This is a genomic window from Streptomyces sp. NPDC006458, assembly GCF_040612135.1.
Classification (GTDB): Bacteria; Actinomycetota; Actinomycetes; order Streptomycetales; family Streptomycetaceae; genus Streptomyces.
Genome location: NZ_JBEXPR010000013.1, coordinates 51,047 through 67,811 on the forward strand (window position 1 = coordinate 51,047; position 16,765 = coordinate 67,811).

General features: G+C 71.7%; 10 protein-coding genes. 8 read left to right on the top strand and 2 right to left on the bottom strand.

Going from position 1 to position 16,765, the window contains the following annotated elements:
* Nucleotides 1-330 precede the first annotated feature (330 nt).
* The 3 genes from ABZZ79_RS19155 (at nucleotide 331) to hflX (ending at nucleotide 5,948) form a co-directional block, all read left to right on the top strand.
* Nucleotides 331-2,562 (top strand): HD domain-containing protein, encoded by a 2,232-nt coding sequence (locus ABZZ79_RS19155; protein WP_356690169.1) that lies wholly within the window; start codon nucleotides 331-333, stop codon nucleotides 2,560-2,562.
* 93 nt (nucleotides 2,563-2,655) lie between these two features.
* On the top strand, nucleotides 2,656-4,185 hold the full coding sequence (locus ABZZ79_RS19160; protein ID WP_356690171.1) for a M1 family metallopeptidase: 1,530 nt from the start codon (nucleotides 2,656-2,658) through the stop codon (nucleotides 4,183-4,185).
* Between the two features lie 269 nt (nucleotides 4,186-4,454).
* Complete coding sequence (gene hflX / locus ABZZ79_RS19165) at nucleotides 4,455-5,948, top strand: GTPase HflX (RefSeq protein ID WP_356690173.1); 1,494 nt, start codon at nucleotides 4,455-4,457, stop codon at nucleotides 5,946-5,948.
* Nucleotides 5,949-6,069: 121 nt separating this feature from the next.
* On the opposite strand, the gene ABZZ79_RS19170 is transcribed toward hflX, so the two are convergent.
* Nucleotides 6,070-7,293, bottom strand: a complete 1,224-nt coding sequence (locus tag ABZZ79_RS19170) for a hypothetical protein (protein WP_356690175.1) — start codon at nucleotides 7,291-7,293, stop codon at nucleotides 6,070-6,072.
* A 622-nt stretch (nucleotides 7,294-7,915) separates the two neighbouring features.
* On the opposite strand from ABZZ79_RS19170, the gene ABZZ79_RS19175 reads away from it, so the two are divergent.
* The 4 genes from ABZZ79_RS19175 (at nucleotide 7,916) to ABZZ79_RS19190 (ending at nucleotide 14,532) form a co-directional block, all read left to right on the top strand.
* Nucleotides 7,916-9,325: an aminotransferase class III-fold pyridoxal phosphate-dependent enzyme gene (locus ABZZ79_RS19175; RefSeq protein ID WP_356690177.1), complete on the top strand. Its 1,410-nt coding sequence runs from the start codon at nucleotides 7,916-7,918 to the stop codon at nucleotides 9,323-9,325.
* An 8-nt stretch (nucleotides 9,326-9,333) separates the two neighbouring features.
* Complete coding sequence (locus ABZZ79_RS19180; RefSeq protein WP_356690179.1) at nucleotides 9,334-11,430, top strand: IucA/IucC family protein; 2,097 nt, start codon at nucleotides 9,334-9,336, stop codon at nucleotides 11,428-11,430.
* 81 nt (nucleotides 11,431-11,511) lie between these two features.
* Nucleotides 11,512-12,333: a GNAT family N-acetyltransferase gene (locus ABZZ79_RS19185; RefSeq protein ID WP_356690181.1), complete on the top strand. Its 822-nt coding sequence runs from the start codon at nucleotides 11,512-11,514 to the stop codon at nucleotides 12,331-12,333.
* A 222-nt stretch (nucleotides 12,334-12,555) separates the two neighbouring features.
* Nucleotides 12,556-14,532, top strand: a complete 1,977-nt coding sequence (locus ABZZ79_RS19190; protein WP_356690183.1) for an ATP-dependent DNA helicase — start codon at nucleotides 12,556-12,558, stop codon at nucleotides 14,530-14,532.
* Between the two features lie 213 nt (nucleotides 14,533-14,745).
* On the opposite strand, the gene lexA is transcribed toward ABZZ79_RS19190, so the two are convergent.
* Entirely contained in the window at nucleotides 14,746-15,525 is a 780-nt protein-coding gene (gene lexA, locus ABZZ79_RS19195) for a transcriptional repressor LexA (protein WP_356690185.1), read from the bottom strand.
* A 589-nt stretch (nucleotides 15,526-16,114) separates the two neighbouring features.
* Between lexA and nrdR the strand changes: the two genes are divergently transcribed.
* The gene (nrdR, locus tag ABZZ79_RS19200) at nucleotides 16,115-16,672 is read left to right on the top strand and encodes a transcriptional regulator NrdR (protein WP_356690187.1); all 558 of its coding nucleotides are present in this window, start codon (nucleotides 16,115-16,117) and stop codon (nucleotides 16,670-16,672) included.
* The last annotated feature ends 93 nt before the right edge of the window (nucleotides 16,673-16,765 follow it).

Below are 16,765 nucleotides of genomic sequence, written 5' to 3' on the forward strand. Positions count from 1 at the left end.
CTCGGCCCTTTCCGCCCCGGCCGTTCCCCCCGGCACTTCCCGCCCTTCCCGCCCCGGGACTGGGCGCGCGGAGGACAGGCCCCGCCCCGGGGGAGTGGCCGGACTTCGGTTCGACCGCGGGGCGCCCCACCTCACGCGGATCGCAAACCGTAAACCTCCTTCGCATCCCTCGAATGGGTGATCCGTTTCACGCTCGGCGAGAGGCGGTCAGCCGGGCGTGATGGGCTCGGTAGCATCAAGCACCGGCCCGGACGGGGGATGGTCGCCATCCCCTGAGCCGTGTCCGCCATGGGGCACCCCGTCCGCCGGTCCACGCAGCCGGAGGTGCCCATGAGTGCGGAGGCCACGAACCCCGCGACGCCAGGCCCGGTGACGGGCGCCCTGTCAGGGCTGCCGACCACCCCGACCAGCCCGGTGTCCGTGTCCCGCAAGCGCGCCCGCGCGCGCATCGACCTGCGCCGACTGGGCCGGGCCGCGCTGCTCGGCCCCACCGCCCGCGACCGGCTGCCCGACGCCATCAGCCACCTCGTCGACGCGCACCGCGCCCACCACCCCGACGCCGACCTGGACCCGCTGCGCCGCGCGTACGTCCTCGCGGAGTCCTCGCACCGCGGCCAGATGCGCAAGAGCGGCGAGCCGTACATCACGCATCCGCTCGCCGTGACCCTGATCCTCGCCGAACTCGGCGCGGAGACAACGACGTTGACCGCCTCACTCCTCCACGACACCGTCGAGGACACGGATGTGACGCTCGATCAGGTCGGCGAGCAGTTCGGCGCGGAGGTGCGCTATCTCGTCGACGGCGTGACCAAGTTGGAGAAGGTCGACTACGGCGCCGCCGCAGAGCCCGAGACGTTCCGCAAGATGCTCGTCGCGACGGGCAGCGACGTCCGCGTGATGTCGATCAAGCTCGCCGACCGCCTGCACAACATGCGCACCCTCGGCGTGATGCGCCCCGAGAAACAGGCGCGCATCGCCAAAGTGACCCGCGACGTACTGATCCCGCTCGCCGAACGCCTCGGTGTCCAGGCGCTCAAGACGGAACTGGAAGACCTGGTCTTCGCGATTCTGCACCCGGAGGAGTACGAGCACACGCGCGAGCTGATCGTCGGGAACACCGCCCGCGCGGACGACCCCCTCGCGGAGATCGCCGAGGAGATGCGGGCCGTGCTGCGCGAGGCCGACATCGCCGCCGAAGTCCTCATCAGACCAAGGCACTTCGTCTCCGTGCACCGGGTGTCCCGCAAGCGCGGACAGCTGCGCGGCGCCGACTTCGGCCGGCTGCTGGTGCTCGTGAACGAGGACGCCGACTGTTACGGCGTACTCGGTGAACTGCACACCTGTATGACGCCCGTGGTCTCGGAGTTCAAGGACTTCATCGCCGTACCGAAGTTCAACCTCTACCAGTCGTTGCACACGGCGGTGGCCCGCGCCGACGGCCAGGTCGCCGAAGTCCTCATCCGTACCCATCAGATGCACAAGGTCGCCGAGGCGGGTGTGGTCGCGCTCGGCAATCCGTACGCGCCCGCCGCCGACGACCCCGCCGACGGCGAGCGCGTCGACCCCACCCGTCCCGGCTGGCTGAGCCGTCTCCTCGACTGGCAGGAGGCCGCCGCGGACCCGGACACGTTCTGGTCCACGCTGCGCGAGGACCTCGCCCAGGACCGCGAGATCACCGTCTTCCGCCCCGACGGCGGCACCCTGGGCCTGCCCGAGGGCGCCACGTGCGTGGACGCGGCCTACGCGCAGTACGGCGAGGACGCGCACGCCTGCATCGGCGCCCGCGTGAACGGACGCCTGGCGACCTTGAGCACGATCCTGCGGGACGGCGACAGCGTGCAGCTCCTCATGGGCCAGGACCCCGCCTCGGAGCCGTCCAGGGAGTGGCTGGACCACGCGCACACGCCCGCGGCCCGGATCGCCATCATGCGCTGGATCGCCACCCATCCGACGCCCGCCGAGGAGCCGGGCGAGCCCCTGGCCGACGAACCGGGCGAGGCCGCCGTTCAGGGCGTACGCGTACCGGCGCCGGAACGGCGCTACCGGCCGTCCCCCGCGGCCGCCGGCGCGGAAGGGGCCGTGAAGGCCCCGGCGGAGCCCGCGGGCTCAGGTGCCGTCGTCGTCGACCGCCCCCGCGCGGTCGCGCGCCTGGCAGGCTGCTGTACGCCCGTACCGCTGGACGAGGTCACCGGCTTCGCCGTGCGTGGCGGCGTGGTGACCGTGCACCGTGTCGCCTGCCCGGCGGTGGCGCGTATGACGGACGCGGGGCGCGCGGAGGTCGCCGTGCGCTGGGGGGAGGGCGTCGAGTGCCGGGTGACGCTCTTCGCGGAATCGTTCGTGCGCCCGCATCTGCTGGCCGACCTCACCGAGGCCATGGCGCTGGAAGGCGCGGAGATCGTCTCGGCGACCGTGGAACCGCCGAGCCAACAGCGCGTCCGGCACACCTACACCGTCACCCTGCCCGATGCCGGCCGCCTGCCCGAGCTGATGCGCGCCATGCGCAATGTGCCCGGTGTGTACGACGTCAACCGCGCGCAGGCCGGCGACGCTCCCGAGGTGTGACGCCTCGTCACACCGCTGTGCGGAGGCCCCCGTTCGGGTGGGTCCGGCGCGCGTCGGCACGGCCCGGCACGCGCGCGCTGGTAGCCGTGGTGCATGCTGCTCACTTCCCGTGTCACCCCGCGCGCGGCCTCCCCCGTCGCGCCACGCGCGCGTGCCGTCCGTCCCGGCACCCGCGCACGGCGCCTGAAGGCCGCCCTGCTGGCCTCCGCCGTCTCCTTCTGCCTCGTCGCCGCGAGCGCGCCGCCCGCCGCGCTCGGCGTCGGTGACCGCCTCTTCCCGACCCTGGGAAACCCCGGCTACGACGTGGCCACCTACGACCTGTCCTTCGCCTACGGCGGCTCCAACAGCAAGCCGCTCCAGGCCGTCACCACGATCGACGCCTGGACCACCGCCGCACTGGACCGCGTGAACCTGGACTTCGCCCACGGAAAGGTCGACTCGGTCGAGATCAACGGCGAGCCCGCCGACTTCGCCACCGCCGGCGAGGACCTCGTGATCACCCCGCAGGAGCCGCTCGCCCAGGGCAACTGGATGCGGATCACCGTGCGGCACACCAGCGATCCGGTCTCCCCCGAGGGCCGTGACGGCGGCTGGGTCCGCACCTCGGACGGCCTCGCCATGGCCAACCAGGCCGACGCCGCCCACCTGGTGTTCCCGTGCAACGACCACCCCTCCGACAAAGCCGTGTTCACCATCCGCGTCTCCGCCCCCGAGGGCTACACAGCCGTCGCCAACGGTCTGCGGACCGGCGTGGACAGCGCGGGCGGCACGACGACGTGGACGTACCGGACCCGCCACCCCATGGCGACCGAGCTGGCCCAGGTCTCCATCGGACGCTCCACCGTGGTGCATCGCACCGGCCCGCACGCCCTGCCCCTGCGGGACGTCGTCCCCACCGAGCACCGGGAGGCGCTCGAACCCTGGCTGGCGAAGACGCCCGAGCAGATCTCCTGGATGGAGGACAAGGTCGGGCGCTACCCCTTCGAGACGTACGGCGTGCTGATGGCCGACGCGTCGACGGGCTTCGAACTGGAGACGCAGACGCTCTCCCTCTTCGAGCGGGACCTGTTCACCGAGCCCGCGTACCCGAAGTGGTACGTCGAGTCGATCATGGTGCATGAGCTGGCGCACCAGTGGTTCGGCGACAGCGTCACCCCGCGCTCCTGGTCCGACCTGTGGCTCAACGAGGGGCACGCCACCTGGTACGAGGCCCTGTACGCGGAGGAGAAGGCCGACCGTCCGCTCCAGGACCGGATGAAGGCCGCCTACAGCGCCTCCGACCGCTGGCGCGCCGCCGGCGGACCCCCTGCGGCGCCCAAGGTGCCCCGACCGGGCAGCAAGATCGGCATCTTCCGCCCGAACGTGTACGACGGGGCCGCGCTCGTCCTCTACGCCCTCCGCGAGGAGATCGGCCGCCCCGCCTTCGAGCGCCTGGAACGCGCCTGGGTGACCCGCTACGACGACGCCACCGCCGGCACCGCCGACTTCACGGCCCTCGCCGAGGAGCTGTCCGGACACGACCTCGGAGCCTTCTTCCAGGCCTGGCTCTACGGCGAGAAGACGCCGCCCATGCCCGGCCACCCGGACTGGAAGGCCGCGGTACCCACCGGGACCCGGAAGTAGGGCGGTAGGGAGCGACAGGCCGCGGTGTGGCCGGGGCCCGGAAATGTGGCGGCCCGGACCGGTAGGCCGCCGCAGTGCCACCGGGGCCCGGAAACGAGGCGGCGTGGAGCGGTAGGCCGCAGTGCCCCCGGGGGCGCGGAAATAAGGCAGTGACGAGACGTGGCGTTCCGTGCGACCATCTTCAGACGGACACGGCGCCGGGCCGGGAATCTCCCGGGGTGCTCGTACGTTGTGACCAGTGACGGAATCCCTATCTACGTAAGGAACCGATGACCTCCTCTTCTTCCCCTTCCCAGGACAACAAGCGCCTCGCGAAGAGCTACCCCGAAGGTCTTCGGGCCGATGCCCTGATGGAAGAGGACGTCGCCTGGAGCCACGAGATCGACGGAGAGCGGGACGGCGAGCAGTTCGACCGCTCCGAGCGCGCGGCTCTGCGCCGCGTGGTCGGCCTCTCCACCGAGCTCGAGGACGTCACCGAGGTCGAGTACCGACAGCTCCGTCTGGAGCGGGTCGTCCTCGTCGGCGTCTGGACCTCGGGGACCCTGCAGGACGCGGAGAACTCCCTCGCGGAGCTCGCCGCGCTGGCCGAGACGGCCGGTGCCCTCGTCCTCGACGGTGTCCACCAGCGCCGCGACAAGCCGGACCCGGCCACCTTCATCGGGTCGGGCAAGGCACTGGAGCTGCGCGACATCGTCATCGAGTGCGGCGCGGACACGGTCATCTGCGACGGTGAGCTCAGCCCCGGCCAGCTCATCGCCCTGGAGGACGTGGTCAAGGTCAAGGTCGTCGACCGTACGGCCCTGATCCTCGACATCTTCGCCCAGCACGCCAAGTCCCGAGAGGGCAAGGCGCAGGTCGCGCTCGCGCAGATGCAGTACATGCTGCCGAGGCTGCGAGGCTGGGGTCAGTCGCTGTCCCGGCAGATGGGCGGCGGCAAGGGCGGCGGCCTCGCCACCCGTGGTCCCGGTGAGACCAAGATCGAGACGGACCGGCGACGGATCCGCGAGAAGATGGCGAAGATGCGCCGGGAGATCGCGGACATGAAGACCGGCCGCGACATCAAGCGCCAGGAGCGCCGGCGCAACAAGGTGCCGTCCGTCGCCATCGCGGGCTACACCAACGCCGGCAAGTCCTCCCTGCTCAACCGCCTCACCGGCGCGGGCGTCCTGGTCGAGAACGCGCTGTTCGCGACCCTGGACCCGACCGTGCGCCGGGCCGAGACCCCGAGCGGCCGGCTCTACACGCTGGCCGACACCGTCGGCTTCGTCCGGCACCTGCCCCACCACCTGGTCGAGGCGTTCCGCTCCACCATGGAGGAGGTCGGCGACGCCGATCTGATCCTGCACGTGGTCGACGGTTCCCACCCGGTCCCGGAGGAGCAGCTGGCGGCCGTGCGCGAAGTGATCAGGGACGTCGGTGCCAACGCCGTACCCGAGATCGTCGTGATCAACAAGGCCGACGCGGCCGACCCGCTGGTGCTCCAGCGGCTGATGCGGAACGAGAAGCGCTCCATCGCCATCTCGGCCCGCACCGGCCAGGGCATCACCGAGCTGCTCGCGCTGATCGACAACGAGTTGCCCCGGCCCTCGGTCGAGGTCGAGGCGCTCGTGCCGTACACCCATGGCAAGCTGGTCGCCCGTGCGCACGACGAGGGCGAGGTGATCTCCGAGGAGCACACCGCGGAGGGCACCCTGCTCAAGGTGCGGGTGCACGAGGAACTCGCGGCGGATCTCGCGCCGTACGTTCCGGCGACGCTCAACTGACCGGCGCGGAACACGAAGAAGGCCCGCCCCCTCTCCGGGGGCGGGCCTTCCGCGTACTCAGCGGGTCGTCACTGAACGGTGTACCCGCGGGTCGTCACCGACCGGTGTGCTCGGTAGACCGTCACTGGCCCGCGTACTTGTCGCTCACCTTGTTGAACACGCCCTCGGCGACGTCGCCCAGCCGCGGGCCGGCCAGCCAGCCGCCGGTGATCGGGCCGATGGAGGTGTTGGAGACCAGCGCGGGCTTGCCGTCGGAGCCGGCGGCCACCCAGCCGCCACCGGAGGAACCGCCGGTCATGGTGCACCCGATCCGGTACATCGTCGGGTCGGTGTCGCTCAGCGACAGCCGGCCCGGCTTGTCCTCGCACTGGTGCATCGACTGGCCGTCGAACGGCGCCGCCGCCGGGTAACCCGTCGCGGTGATGCTGTCCACCTCCGGCACGGCCGGGGCGTCGAAGTCGACCGGCAGAGCCGAACCGACCGTCTCCTCCAGGGACTTGCCGGAACCGCCCTCCTCCGGCGTCACATGGATGACCGCGAAGTCGTAGGAGGCGCCGTCACCACCGGTCGCACCGCCCTGCTCGATCCACTGGTCGGAGGTCTGCACCCAGTCGCCCCACCAGACACCGTACGGAGCGACCTGCTCCTTGGTGGCGGTCTCCAGCTCCTTCGCCGACAGGCCCGAGTCGTTGTACGAGGGCACGAACGCGATGTTCCGGTACCAGCCGCCGCTCTTGCCGGCGTGCACGCAGTGGCCCGCCGTCCACACCATGTTCGACTTGCCCGGGTTGGCCGGGTCCTGCACGACCGTCGCCGAGCAGACCATCGTGCCCTCGGGGGAGTCGAAGAAGACCTTGCCCGCCACCGGGACGGCGGAGTGGTACGGCGCCGATACGGCCTGCGCCTCCACCGGCTCCGGGGTCGGATCGGTCACGCCCTGGTCACCGGAGATGTCGTTCTCGTCGACACCCTTGTCCGGCTCCTCGGCGTCGCGCATCCGGTCCGGGTCCCACAGGTCCTCGATGATCGGGTTGATGAACTCGTCGGCCTCGCGCAGCCAGTCGTCCTTGTCCCAGTTCTTCCAGGCGCCGTTGCGCCACTTGTCGATGTCGATCCCGTGTTCCTTGAGACGCTCCTTGATGTCGTCCGGGATCTTGAGCTTGTTGTCGCCGGCCACCGAGGACGCCGAGGGGTCGCCCCCCGCCGTGTCGTCGCCCGACTCACAGGCGGTGGCGGTCAGGGCGAGCGCCGACACGAGGGCCACGGCGGCCAGGACGGGGGAGGTCCGGCGGCGAGCGCTTCCGCCTCCTCGGCGAGCGGTGGTCGACGGCCGTATGGATCGCATGTGCTGACTCCCCCTGATGTGGACGAACGTGGCGCTGCACGCCAAGAGCCGCGCGGAGCACGGCTTCCTGGAACGGCACCCCACACTATGCCGTCGCTGTGGGGGACTTCCGACGGAACGGCAACGGTTCGGATACAAGCCGCCTGACCTGGGCGGGCCTTCGAGTTGACGCCTTTTCAGGGGTGGGTGGGGCGCGCGGGTGCCCTTGCGCGCCCTGCGAGTTCATTCGCGCCATTTCGGGGCCGGGATCCGATGGGCGTCTGCGCCGGGTCGCCCGGGGCGGCGGGCCGGTGGTCCACGAGGCTCGGACGGCCACGGCCGCTTACCCGGCGGGAGTTTCGCGGCCACCGTCCCGACAGTGATCTTGAGTCAACCCGTAACCCCGTCGCCGATGCGCGGTTGGTAGCGATGGGCGGGCGATTCGAACGTCCATTGGGGGAGTCGACCCGTAGGGCATCGGGGGCGGATCGCCGCCTGGGTGGTCGAGGTGGGCCGGAAGGCCGGAACTCCGGCGAGCGGGCTCGAACTCGGCCGATCCACGGGGAGATCCGGGCCGGGGCCGGGGCCGGGGCCGGGACAGAGCCATGGGCGTCAGACCCGTGGCGGGTGGGGAGCGCGAGCGATGTCTCGCCTCCGGACAGCGGGAGGACGGAGAACCGTGACCGTGACCGAGGAGACTCCGCGCAGCCGCACGGCGCGCGAGTCGGCGGCGCGCACCTATGCGCAGGCCCTGCCGATCGTGCCCGTACGCGCGCGAGGGCTGACCATCGAGGGCGCCGACGGCCGCCGCTACCTCGACTGCCTCTCGGGCGCCGGCACGCTCGCCCTCGGACACAACCACCCGGTCGTCCTGGAAGCCATCCGCAAGGTCCTCGACTCGGGCGCCCCCCTTCATGTCCCCGATCTGGGCACCCCCGTCGAGGACGGCTTCGTCGCCGAACTCCTCCACACCCTCCCTCCCGGCCTGGCCGACCACGCACGCGTACGCTTCTGCGGCCCCTCCCGCGCGAGCGCCCTGGACGAGGCCCGCCGAGTGGTCCGCGCCGCGACGGGCCGCACGGAAGTCCCCGCCCTCGCCCCCACGGCAGCCGCGTTCGGCCCGCGCCTGCGCGAAGCCACCCGGCCCGACGGCACGCCGACTCCCGATCCGGGGTCCTTCCCGCCGCACGAGGCCGAACTCACCGCCCCCTGGCCCGAGTCTGCCCGCCCGGCCGGGGTGATCGTCGAGGCCGTCCGCGGTGACGACGAGGTCGGCCCCACTCCGGACGCGTGGACGCGCGCGGTCGGTCGACTCGCTTCCGCCCAGGCCGTCCCACTGATCGCCGACGAGACCGAGACCGGAGTCGGCCGCACCGGGGTGTTCTGGGCCGTCGAACACAGCGGCGTCACACCCGACCTGATGATCCTGTCCAAGGCCATCGGCGGCAGCCTGCCCCTGTCTCTGGTCGTCCACCACACGGACCTCGAACCGGGCGCCCCGGCCCCGACCGTCCGCGGCAACCAACTCGCCATGGCCGCCGGTACGGCCACCCTCGCGTACGTCCGCGAGCATCAGCTCGCCGAGCGGGCCGCTGTCCTGGGCCACCGGATGCTGACCCACCTCGGCGACCTCGCCCGACGCTTCCCCTGCATCGCCGGAGTGCGAGGAAGGGGCCTGATGACGGGCGTCGAGTTCCTGCCGGCCGGGGCAGGGGCATGGCCGGGGGCAGTGGCGGAGCATGCGCCGGGGCCGGCGACAGGACTGGGGGTGAGCGCGGCGGCCCTGCCGCCAGGGCCGGCGACAAGGCCGGGGCCGGGCCCGGATCCCCGGCGCGCTGCCGCCGCCGAACTGGCCGTCGCCGTCCAACGCGAGTGCCTCAGCCGAGGCCTGATCGTCGGCCTCACCGGCACCCACTCGAACGTCGTACGTCTGCTCCCGCCCCTGACCATCAGCGACGAACAGGCCGCGGCCGTGCTCGACCGACTCTCCGACGCGGTGGAGACGGTCGCCTGTCACCCCGTGACCGACCACCACCGAGGCACATCCTTCTGAGGAACCCCTTGAACACCATCTCCAACCCCAACGGCATTTCCTCCCGCCGCCCTTCGACGCCCCCACCCCCGGCCGGCCCTGCCGGCGACCACCTCACGCTCCCCCGCCAGTACGCCCCCGCTCCCGGACCCGCCGAGCCCCTCGACCACCCGGACCCGTACCTCGCCGCCCAGGCCGCGGCCACGGAGGGGCTCCTGCGGTGCTGGGTCCGTGAGACCGGGCTCGCCGCCCCGGAGGACGGTGTCCTGCGCGTTCCGCTCCCCGCGACGGGCACCACCCTGCTGGTCCCCGTGCACTACTGGTCCCAGACCGGCTGGCACCGCTTCGGCCCACCGTCCCTGGCCGAAGCACCCGCCCACGCCCCCACGGTCGACGCCGTCACGCTCGCCGCCCTGCTCGGTAGGGAGACGAACGGCGACGGGGCCGAGTCGGCCGCCGTCGGGTCCGGACGCGCCGGCTCTGCCGATGACCCGCCACCTGCCCCGTCGGTGTCGGCCGAATCGGCAACTGCCCCGTCGGTGTCGGCCGAATCGGGACCTGCCCCGTCGGTGTCGCCTGACTCGGCACCTGTCACGTCCGAGCCGGTCGCACCCGGACCTGTCGGGCCAGCCGCTGCGGCGTCGGCCTCGGCCGAGGCAGCTGACCTGGTTGCACGCGTCGCCGACTCGCTCCGTCGCACAGCCACGTTCATCAGCGACAGACGGGCACACCCCGCCGACGGACCGGACCGCTTCCTCTCCGCCGAGCAGGCCCTCGTGCTCGGCCACCCGCTGCACCCGACCCCCAAGAGCCGCGAGGGCCTCACGGAATCCGAAAGCCGGCTCTGCTCACCCGAGTTGCGCGGCTCCTTCCCTCTGCACTGGATCGCCGTCTCCCCTTCCGCCCTCGCCACGGACTCGGCCTGGACCGAGCGCGGCCGGTCCGTCGCGGCGACGCAGCTCACCGCCCGCCTCGCCGGCCCGGGACTGGACCTGCCCGACGGCTGTGCCGCGCTGCCGCTGCACCCCTGGCAGATGCGGGAGATCCGCAACCGCCCGGACATCGCGCCTCTGTTCGCCGCCGGACTGCTCGAAGACCTCGGCGTCCACGGCGCCCCATGGCATCCCACCTCCTCCTTACGAACCGTGCACCGCACCGGCGCACCAGCCATGCTCAAGCTGTCGCTGGGCCTGCGGATCACCAACTCCCGCCGTGAGAACCTCCGCAAGGAACTCCACCGAGGAGTCGAGGTCCACCGCCTGCTGCGCAGCGGCGTGGCCGGCCGCTGGCACGCCGCCCACCCCGGCTTCGACATCGTCCGGGACCCGGCCTGGCTCGCCGTGGACGGGCCGGACGGCAACCCCGTACCGGGACTCGACGTGGTGATCCGGCACAACCCCTTCCCGCCGTCGGAGGACGTCACCTGTATCGCAGGGCTCGTCGCTCCCCGCCCATGCGCTGTGCCGGACCCGCAGGGCGGTTCCCCGGGCCCCGGCGGCACGGTGATGCGGTCCCGGCTCGCCGAGTTGATCACCACGCTGGCCGGTCGCACCGGCCGCGCTCGGGGAGCGGTCGCCGCCGAGTGGTTCCTGCGCTACCTCGAACAGGTCGTGCGCCCCGTGCTGTGGCTGGACGCCGAGGTCGGCATCGCCCTGGAAGCCCACCAGCAGAACACGCTGCTCCTGCTCGACACCGACGGCTGGCCCGCAGGGGGCCGCTACCGCGACAACCAGGGCTACTACTTCCGCGAGTCCCGGCGCACCGGGCTCGACGCGCTGCTCCCCGGGATCGGCGAGCTCAGCGACACGTTCGTCTCCGACGAGGTCACCGACGAGCGGTTCGCCTACTACCTCGCGATCAACAACGTGCTCGGACTCGTCGGCGCGTTCGGCTCGCAGCGCCTCGCGGACGAGCGGCTGCTGCTCGCCGCGTTCCGCCGCTTCCTGGAGGCCGTGGCCGCCGGTCCCGCGCGGCTGCGTACCTCCCTGCCCGGCCGTCTGCTCGCCTCACCTGTCCTGCGCTGCAAGGCCAACCTGCTCACCCGGCTGCACGGCCTCGACGAACTGGTGGGCCCGGTGGACACCCAGTCGGTCTACGTCACCATCGCCAACCCTCTTTGTCCGTGACCGTCCCTCTGTCTTCGCAGCACCGTCCCCCGTCGCTGCTGAGGAACATGCCTCGTCCCGCCTCCTGAGAGGAGCGTCGTCGTGCCTCCCACCGACTCCGGCGTCGAACCCGGCCCCACCTCCGTCACCCGGCGCCCCGAGAGGTCCGGCCCGGCCCTGGGAACGGACGTCGAGGACACGCTCGACCTACGGCTGCCCGACGACTTCCTCGCGGGTGTGCCTCTGGGTGCCGGGGCGGCGGGCGTCCCTCCCGAGGCCGGGAGGGCGGGCGCGGCGGGGGAGACGGGCGTCGGTTCGGGGCGAGGCACCGCCGCGGAGACGCCGGCCAGGGACGACCTGCTGAACCGCGTCCACACATGGGGCTCGATCGTGACCGCGTCGGGCGTGTTCCAACTGGTCCCCGTACGCCTGGAACGGGACCTGCCGCTCATCGCCCGGTGGATGAACGACCCGGCCGTCGTGGCGTTCTGGGAACTGGCCGGTCCACCGCATGTGACCGCACGGCACCTGACAGAGCAGCTCGCGGGCGACGGACGCAGCGTCCCCTGTCTCGGCGTGCTGAACGGCAGCCCGATGAGCTACTGGGAGATCTACCGGGCCGACCTCGATCCGCTGGCCCGCCGCTATCCGGCCCGCCCGCACGACACCGGTGTCCACCTCCTCATCGGCGGCGTCGCCGATCGCGGGCGGGGACTCGGCGGCATGCTTCTCCGAGCCGTCGCCGACCTCGCGCTCGACCGCCGTTCCGCTTGTGCGCGCGTCATCGCGGAACCCGACCTTCGCAATACGCCCTCCATCGCCGCCTTCCTCACCGCGGGCTTCCGGTTCTCCGCCGAGGTCGAGCTTCCGGGGAAGCGGGCCGCCCTGATGGTTCGGGACCGGTCACTGCGTCATGTGCTGTAGCCCTGTGAGACAGCGGCGTCACTTCTGGTACACCACTCGACGTGATCCGGTTCCCGGTCGGAGGATTTCCGCCCGGTTCGCTCTGGCGGGCACGATGCCCGCCGGGTCGCCCTCACCCGCATCCGCCCCCTCACCCCACAAGAGACCCACAGCCTTGATCCCACCCCTCGCATCACCCGCGATCACCCGTTTGTCAGTGCCGAGCCGTAGGGTGGTCGGGCTATGACGAAGCCCTCTCTCCCCGAACTCCTGCATGCCGCCGTCGCCGCTGTCGGTGGTACGGAGCGCCCCGGCCAGGTGACCATGGCCGAAGCCGTCGCGGAGGCGATCGACGACGGCTCTCATCTGCTCGTCCAGGCCGGCACCGGCACCGGAAAGTCGCTGGGCTACCTCGTGCCCGCCCTCGCGCACGGGGAGCGGGTCGTCGTCGCGACGGCCACACTGGCGCTCCAGCGCCAGCTCGTGGAGAGGGACCTGCCCCGCACGGTGGACGCCCTGCATCCGCTGCTGCGCCGCCGCCCGGAATTCGCCATGCTCAAGGGCCGCTCGAACTACCTGTGCCTGCACCGCCTGCACGAGGGCATGCCGCAGGACGAGGAAGAGGGCCTCTTCGACCAGTTCGAGGCCGCGGCGCCCACCAGCAAGCTGGGCCAGGACCTGCTGCGGCTGCGCGACTGGTCGGACGAGACCGAGTCCGGTGACCGCGACGACCTGACCCCGGGTGTGTCCGACCGTGCCTGGGCCCAGGTGTCGGTGTCCTCGCGCGAATGCCTGGGCGCCACGAAGTGCGCTTACGGCGCCGAGTGCTTCGCGGAGATGGCGCGTGAGCGGGCCAAGCTGGCGGACGTCGTCGTCACCAACCACGCCCTGCTCGCGATCGACGCCATCGAGGGCGCCCCGGTGCTGCCCCAGCACGAGGTGCTGATCGTCGACGAGGCGCACGAACTGGTCTCCCGGGTCACCGGGGTCGCCACCGGCGAGCTCACCCCCGGCCAGGTCAACCGGGCAGTGCGCCGCGCCGCGAAGCTTGTCAACGAGAAGGCCGCCGACCAGCTCCAGACGGCCTCGGAGGGTTTCGAGCGGCTGATGGAGCTGGCCCTGCCCGGTCGCCTGGAGGAGATCCCCGAGGATCTGGCCTACGCGCTCATGGCACTGCGCGACGCCTGCCGTACGGTCATCTCCGCGATCGGCGCCACCCGCGACAAGTCCGTCCAGGACGAGGACGCGGTCCGCAAGCAGGCGCTGGCCTCCGTGGAGGCGGTGCACGACGTCGCCGAGCGGATCACGAACGGCTCGGAGTGGGACGTCGTCTGGTACGAGCGGCACGACCGCTTCGGCGCCTCCCTGCGGGTGGCCCCGATGTCCGTCTCGGGCCTGCTGCGGGAGAAGCTCTTCAGCGAGCGCTCGGTGACCCTCGCGTCCGCCACGCTGAAGCTGGGCGGCGACTTCAACGGCGTAGGGGCGTCCCTGGGGCTCGCCCCGGAGGGCACGACGGGTGACGACGCACCGCCGTGGAAGGGCGTCGACGTCGGCTCGCCCTTCGACTACCCCAGGCAGGGCATCCTGTACGTCGCCAAGCATCTGTCGCGCCCCGCGCGGGACGGCGAGCGCGGCGACATGCTGGACGAGTTGACGGAGCTGATCCAGGCGGCTGGCGGCCGCACGCTGGGTCTCTTCTCCTCCATGCGGGCCGCCCAACTGGCAGCCGAGGAGCTGCGCTCGCGCATCCCGGAGTACCCGATCCTGCTCCAGGGCGAGGAGACCCTGGGCGAGCTGATCAAGAACTTCTCGGCGGACCCGAGGACATGCCTGTTCGGCACGCTGTCCCTCTGGCAGGGCGTCGACGTCCCCGGTTCGAGCTGTCAGCTCGTCGTCATGGACAAGATTCCCTTCCCGCGTCCCGACGACCCGCTCATGAGCGCCCGCCAGAAGGCCGTGGAGGATGCCGGGGGGAACGGCTTCATGGCCGTCGCCGCGACGCACGCGGCGCTCCTCATGGCGCAGGGCGCGGGTCGCCTCGTACGCGCGATGGGGGACCGCGGTGTGGTCGCCGTACTGGATCAGCGGCTGGCCACGGCGCGCTACGGCAGCTATCTGAAGGCTTCGCTGCCCGACTTCTGGTACACGACCGACCGCAATCAGGTGCGGAAGTCGCTGGCGGCCATCGACGCGGCGGCGAAGCAGACGGAAGCCGGGTGACCCGGGGGGTTCGGCCTTTCCCTGTGGAGGGAGGCCGAACCCCGATCCGAACGCGCTGACCCCAAACCAGATCAGAAACCGGTTACCGGCCCCCGGACAGCACAGGGCCCGGACGGCACAGGGCTCAGACAGCACAGGGCCCCGGAACCGGCGCAGAGGTTCCGGGGCCCGGTCAGGGAGGCGGGTTGCCGTGGGGCCCGCCGGCCGGTGGGCTCAGACGCGACGCAGGACGGCAACCACCTTGCCGAGGATGGTCGCGTCGTCGCCGGGGATGGGCTCGTACGCGGAGTTGTGCGGGAGGAGCCAGACATGGCCGTCCTCGCGCTTGAAGCGCTTCACCGTGGCCTCGCCGTCGAGCATGGCGGCGACGATGTCGCCGTTCTCGGCGACGGGCTGGCGGCGGACCGTGACCCAGTCGCCGTCGCAGATCGCGGCCTCGATCATCGAGTCGCCGACGACCTTCAGGACGAACAGCTCGCCGTCACCGACCAACTGCCGCGGCAGGGGGAAGACGTCTTCGACGGACTCCTCGGCGAGGATCGGGCCACCGGCGGCGATCCGGCCGACGAGCGGGACGTACGACGCGGCCGGCTTGCCGGCGGTGTCGGTGGGCTGCACGGACGCCGCCTGGTCGGAGCCGCGTACCTCGTACGCGCGGGGGCGATGCGGGTCGCGGCGCAGGAAGCCCTTGCGCTCCAGGGCCATCAGCTGGTGCGCGACGGAGGACGTGCTGGACAGGCCGACCGCCTGGCCGATCTCCCGCATCGACGGCGGGTAGCCGCGGCGCTGCACGGAGTCCCTGATGACCTCGATCACCCGGCGCTGCCGGTCGGTGAGTCCGGAGCTGTCGGCCCGGATGCCTGGAGGTCGGCCCGGCAGGGAGCGCTTGTGCCCTTCGGGATTCACGGCTTCGTTCATCGCATGCACCGGCTCGACTCGGCCCTGGGAGCGGTCCTGGGCGGTCATGGTGGCACTGTCTGTGGTGGTGGTCACGTCGGCCCCTCTCGATTGTCTCCCTGCCCGGACAACGGTAGTAGCTTTCGAAAGGTTGCGCCAAACACACGTTCGAGTGAAAAAACGCGTTTCGCCTGACGTGATCATGTGTCCGGGTGTATCGGCTGACGCGCCACCTGGCGGGCAAAAGGGCCCATGGTTGTACTCTTCACCGCCGGGGCTCGCCCTCGTGGGGGCGCACCCCAGTCTGCCATCCGCCGCCCCGTCCATCGGGCACCGGCCCTCGCCTGCGCGGGAGTCTCACAGCTCCTCCCTGCGGCGCCCACGGTATCCCTGAAACCGCCCCGAGCGGTGCGACGACGGGCCGCGCCGTGTCCCGGCCGTTGCGTGATCCGGGCTCGGTCCTGCCGCGCTCCGGGCTCGGCGCCGGTCCGGGGCCGCGACACGCGGCTCGGGCTGCATGTATGCGCCGTTCCCTACATCTAGTGGTTGGATTGCAACAGCAGCCCACAAGTTGTGGTCCCCCGGGTCTCCAGGTCCTCCGGCATCGCCTATGCTTGTGGCTGCTTCGAGGGGCCCAAGGGGCTCCTGGGGCTATTGAGTCTGCTGTGAGGAGGGTTGGGAGTTCATGCACTGCCCCTTCTGCAGGCACCCCGACAGCCGGGTCGTCGACAGTCGTACGACCGACGACGGCACGTCGATCCGCAGGCGCCGCCAGTGTCCTGACTGCTCCCGTCGCTTCACGACCGTGGAGACGTGCTCGCTCATGGTGGTGAAGCGGTCCGGTGTCACGGAACCCTTCAGTCGTACGAAGGTCATCAACGGTGTGCGCAAGGCATGCCAGGGACGGCCTGTCACCGAGGACGCGCTCGCCCAGCTCGGCCAGCGGGTCGAGGAGGCGGTGCGGGCCACCGGAAGCGCCGAGCTGACCACCCACGACGTGGGACTGGCCATACTCGGTCCGCTCCAGGAACTCGATCTCGTCGCCTACCTGCGATTCGCGTCGGTCTACCGCGCGTTCGACTCGCTGGAGGACTTCGAGGCGGCCATCGCGGAGTTGAGGCAGGCGACCCGCCCGGGCGCGGACGACGAGGACCGCGGGAAAGCCGGCGCGGGGAGCCAGGAAGACGAGCGCGGGAGCGGGGAGACCGTCCAGGTCCCCGAGCCCGCGGGCGCCGCCGACTGACCGGCGGGCCGGACCGGACGGACAGTCCGGACCGGCCCGGTTGAGGCGGCAAGGGCCGGCCGGGTGACGGCGGCCAGGAGAAGACCTGTTGCG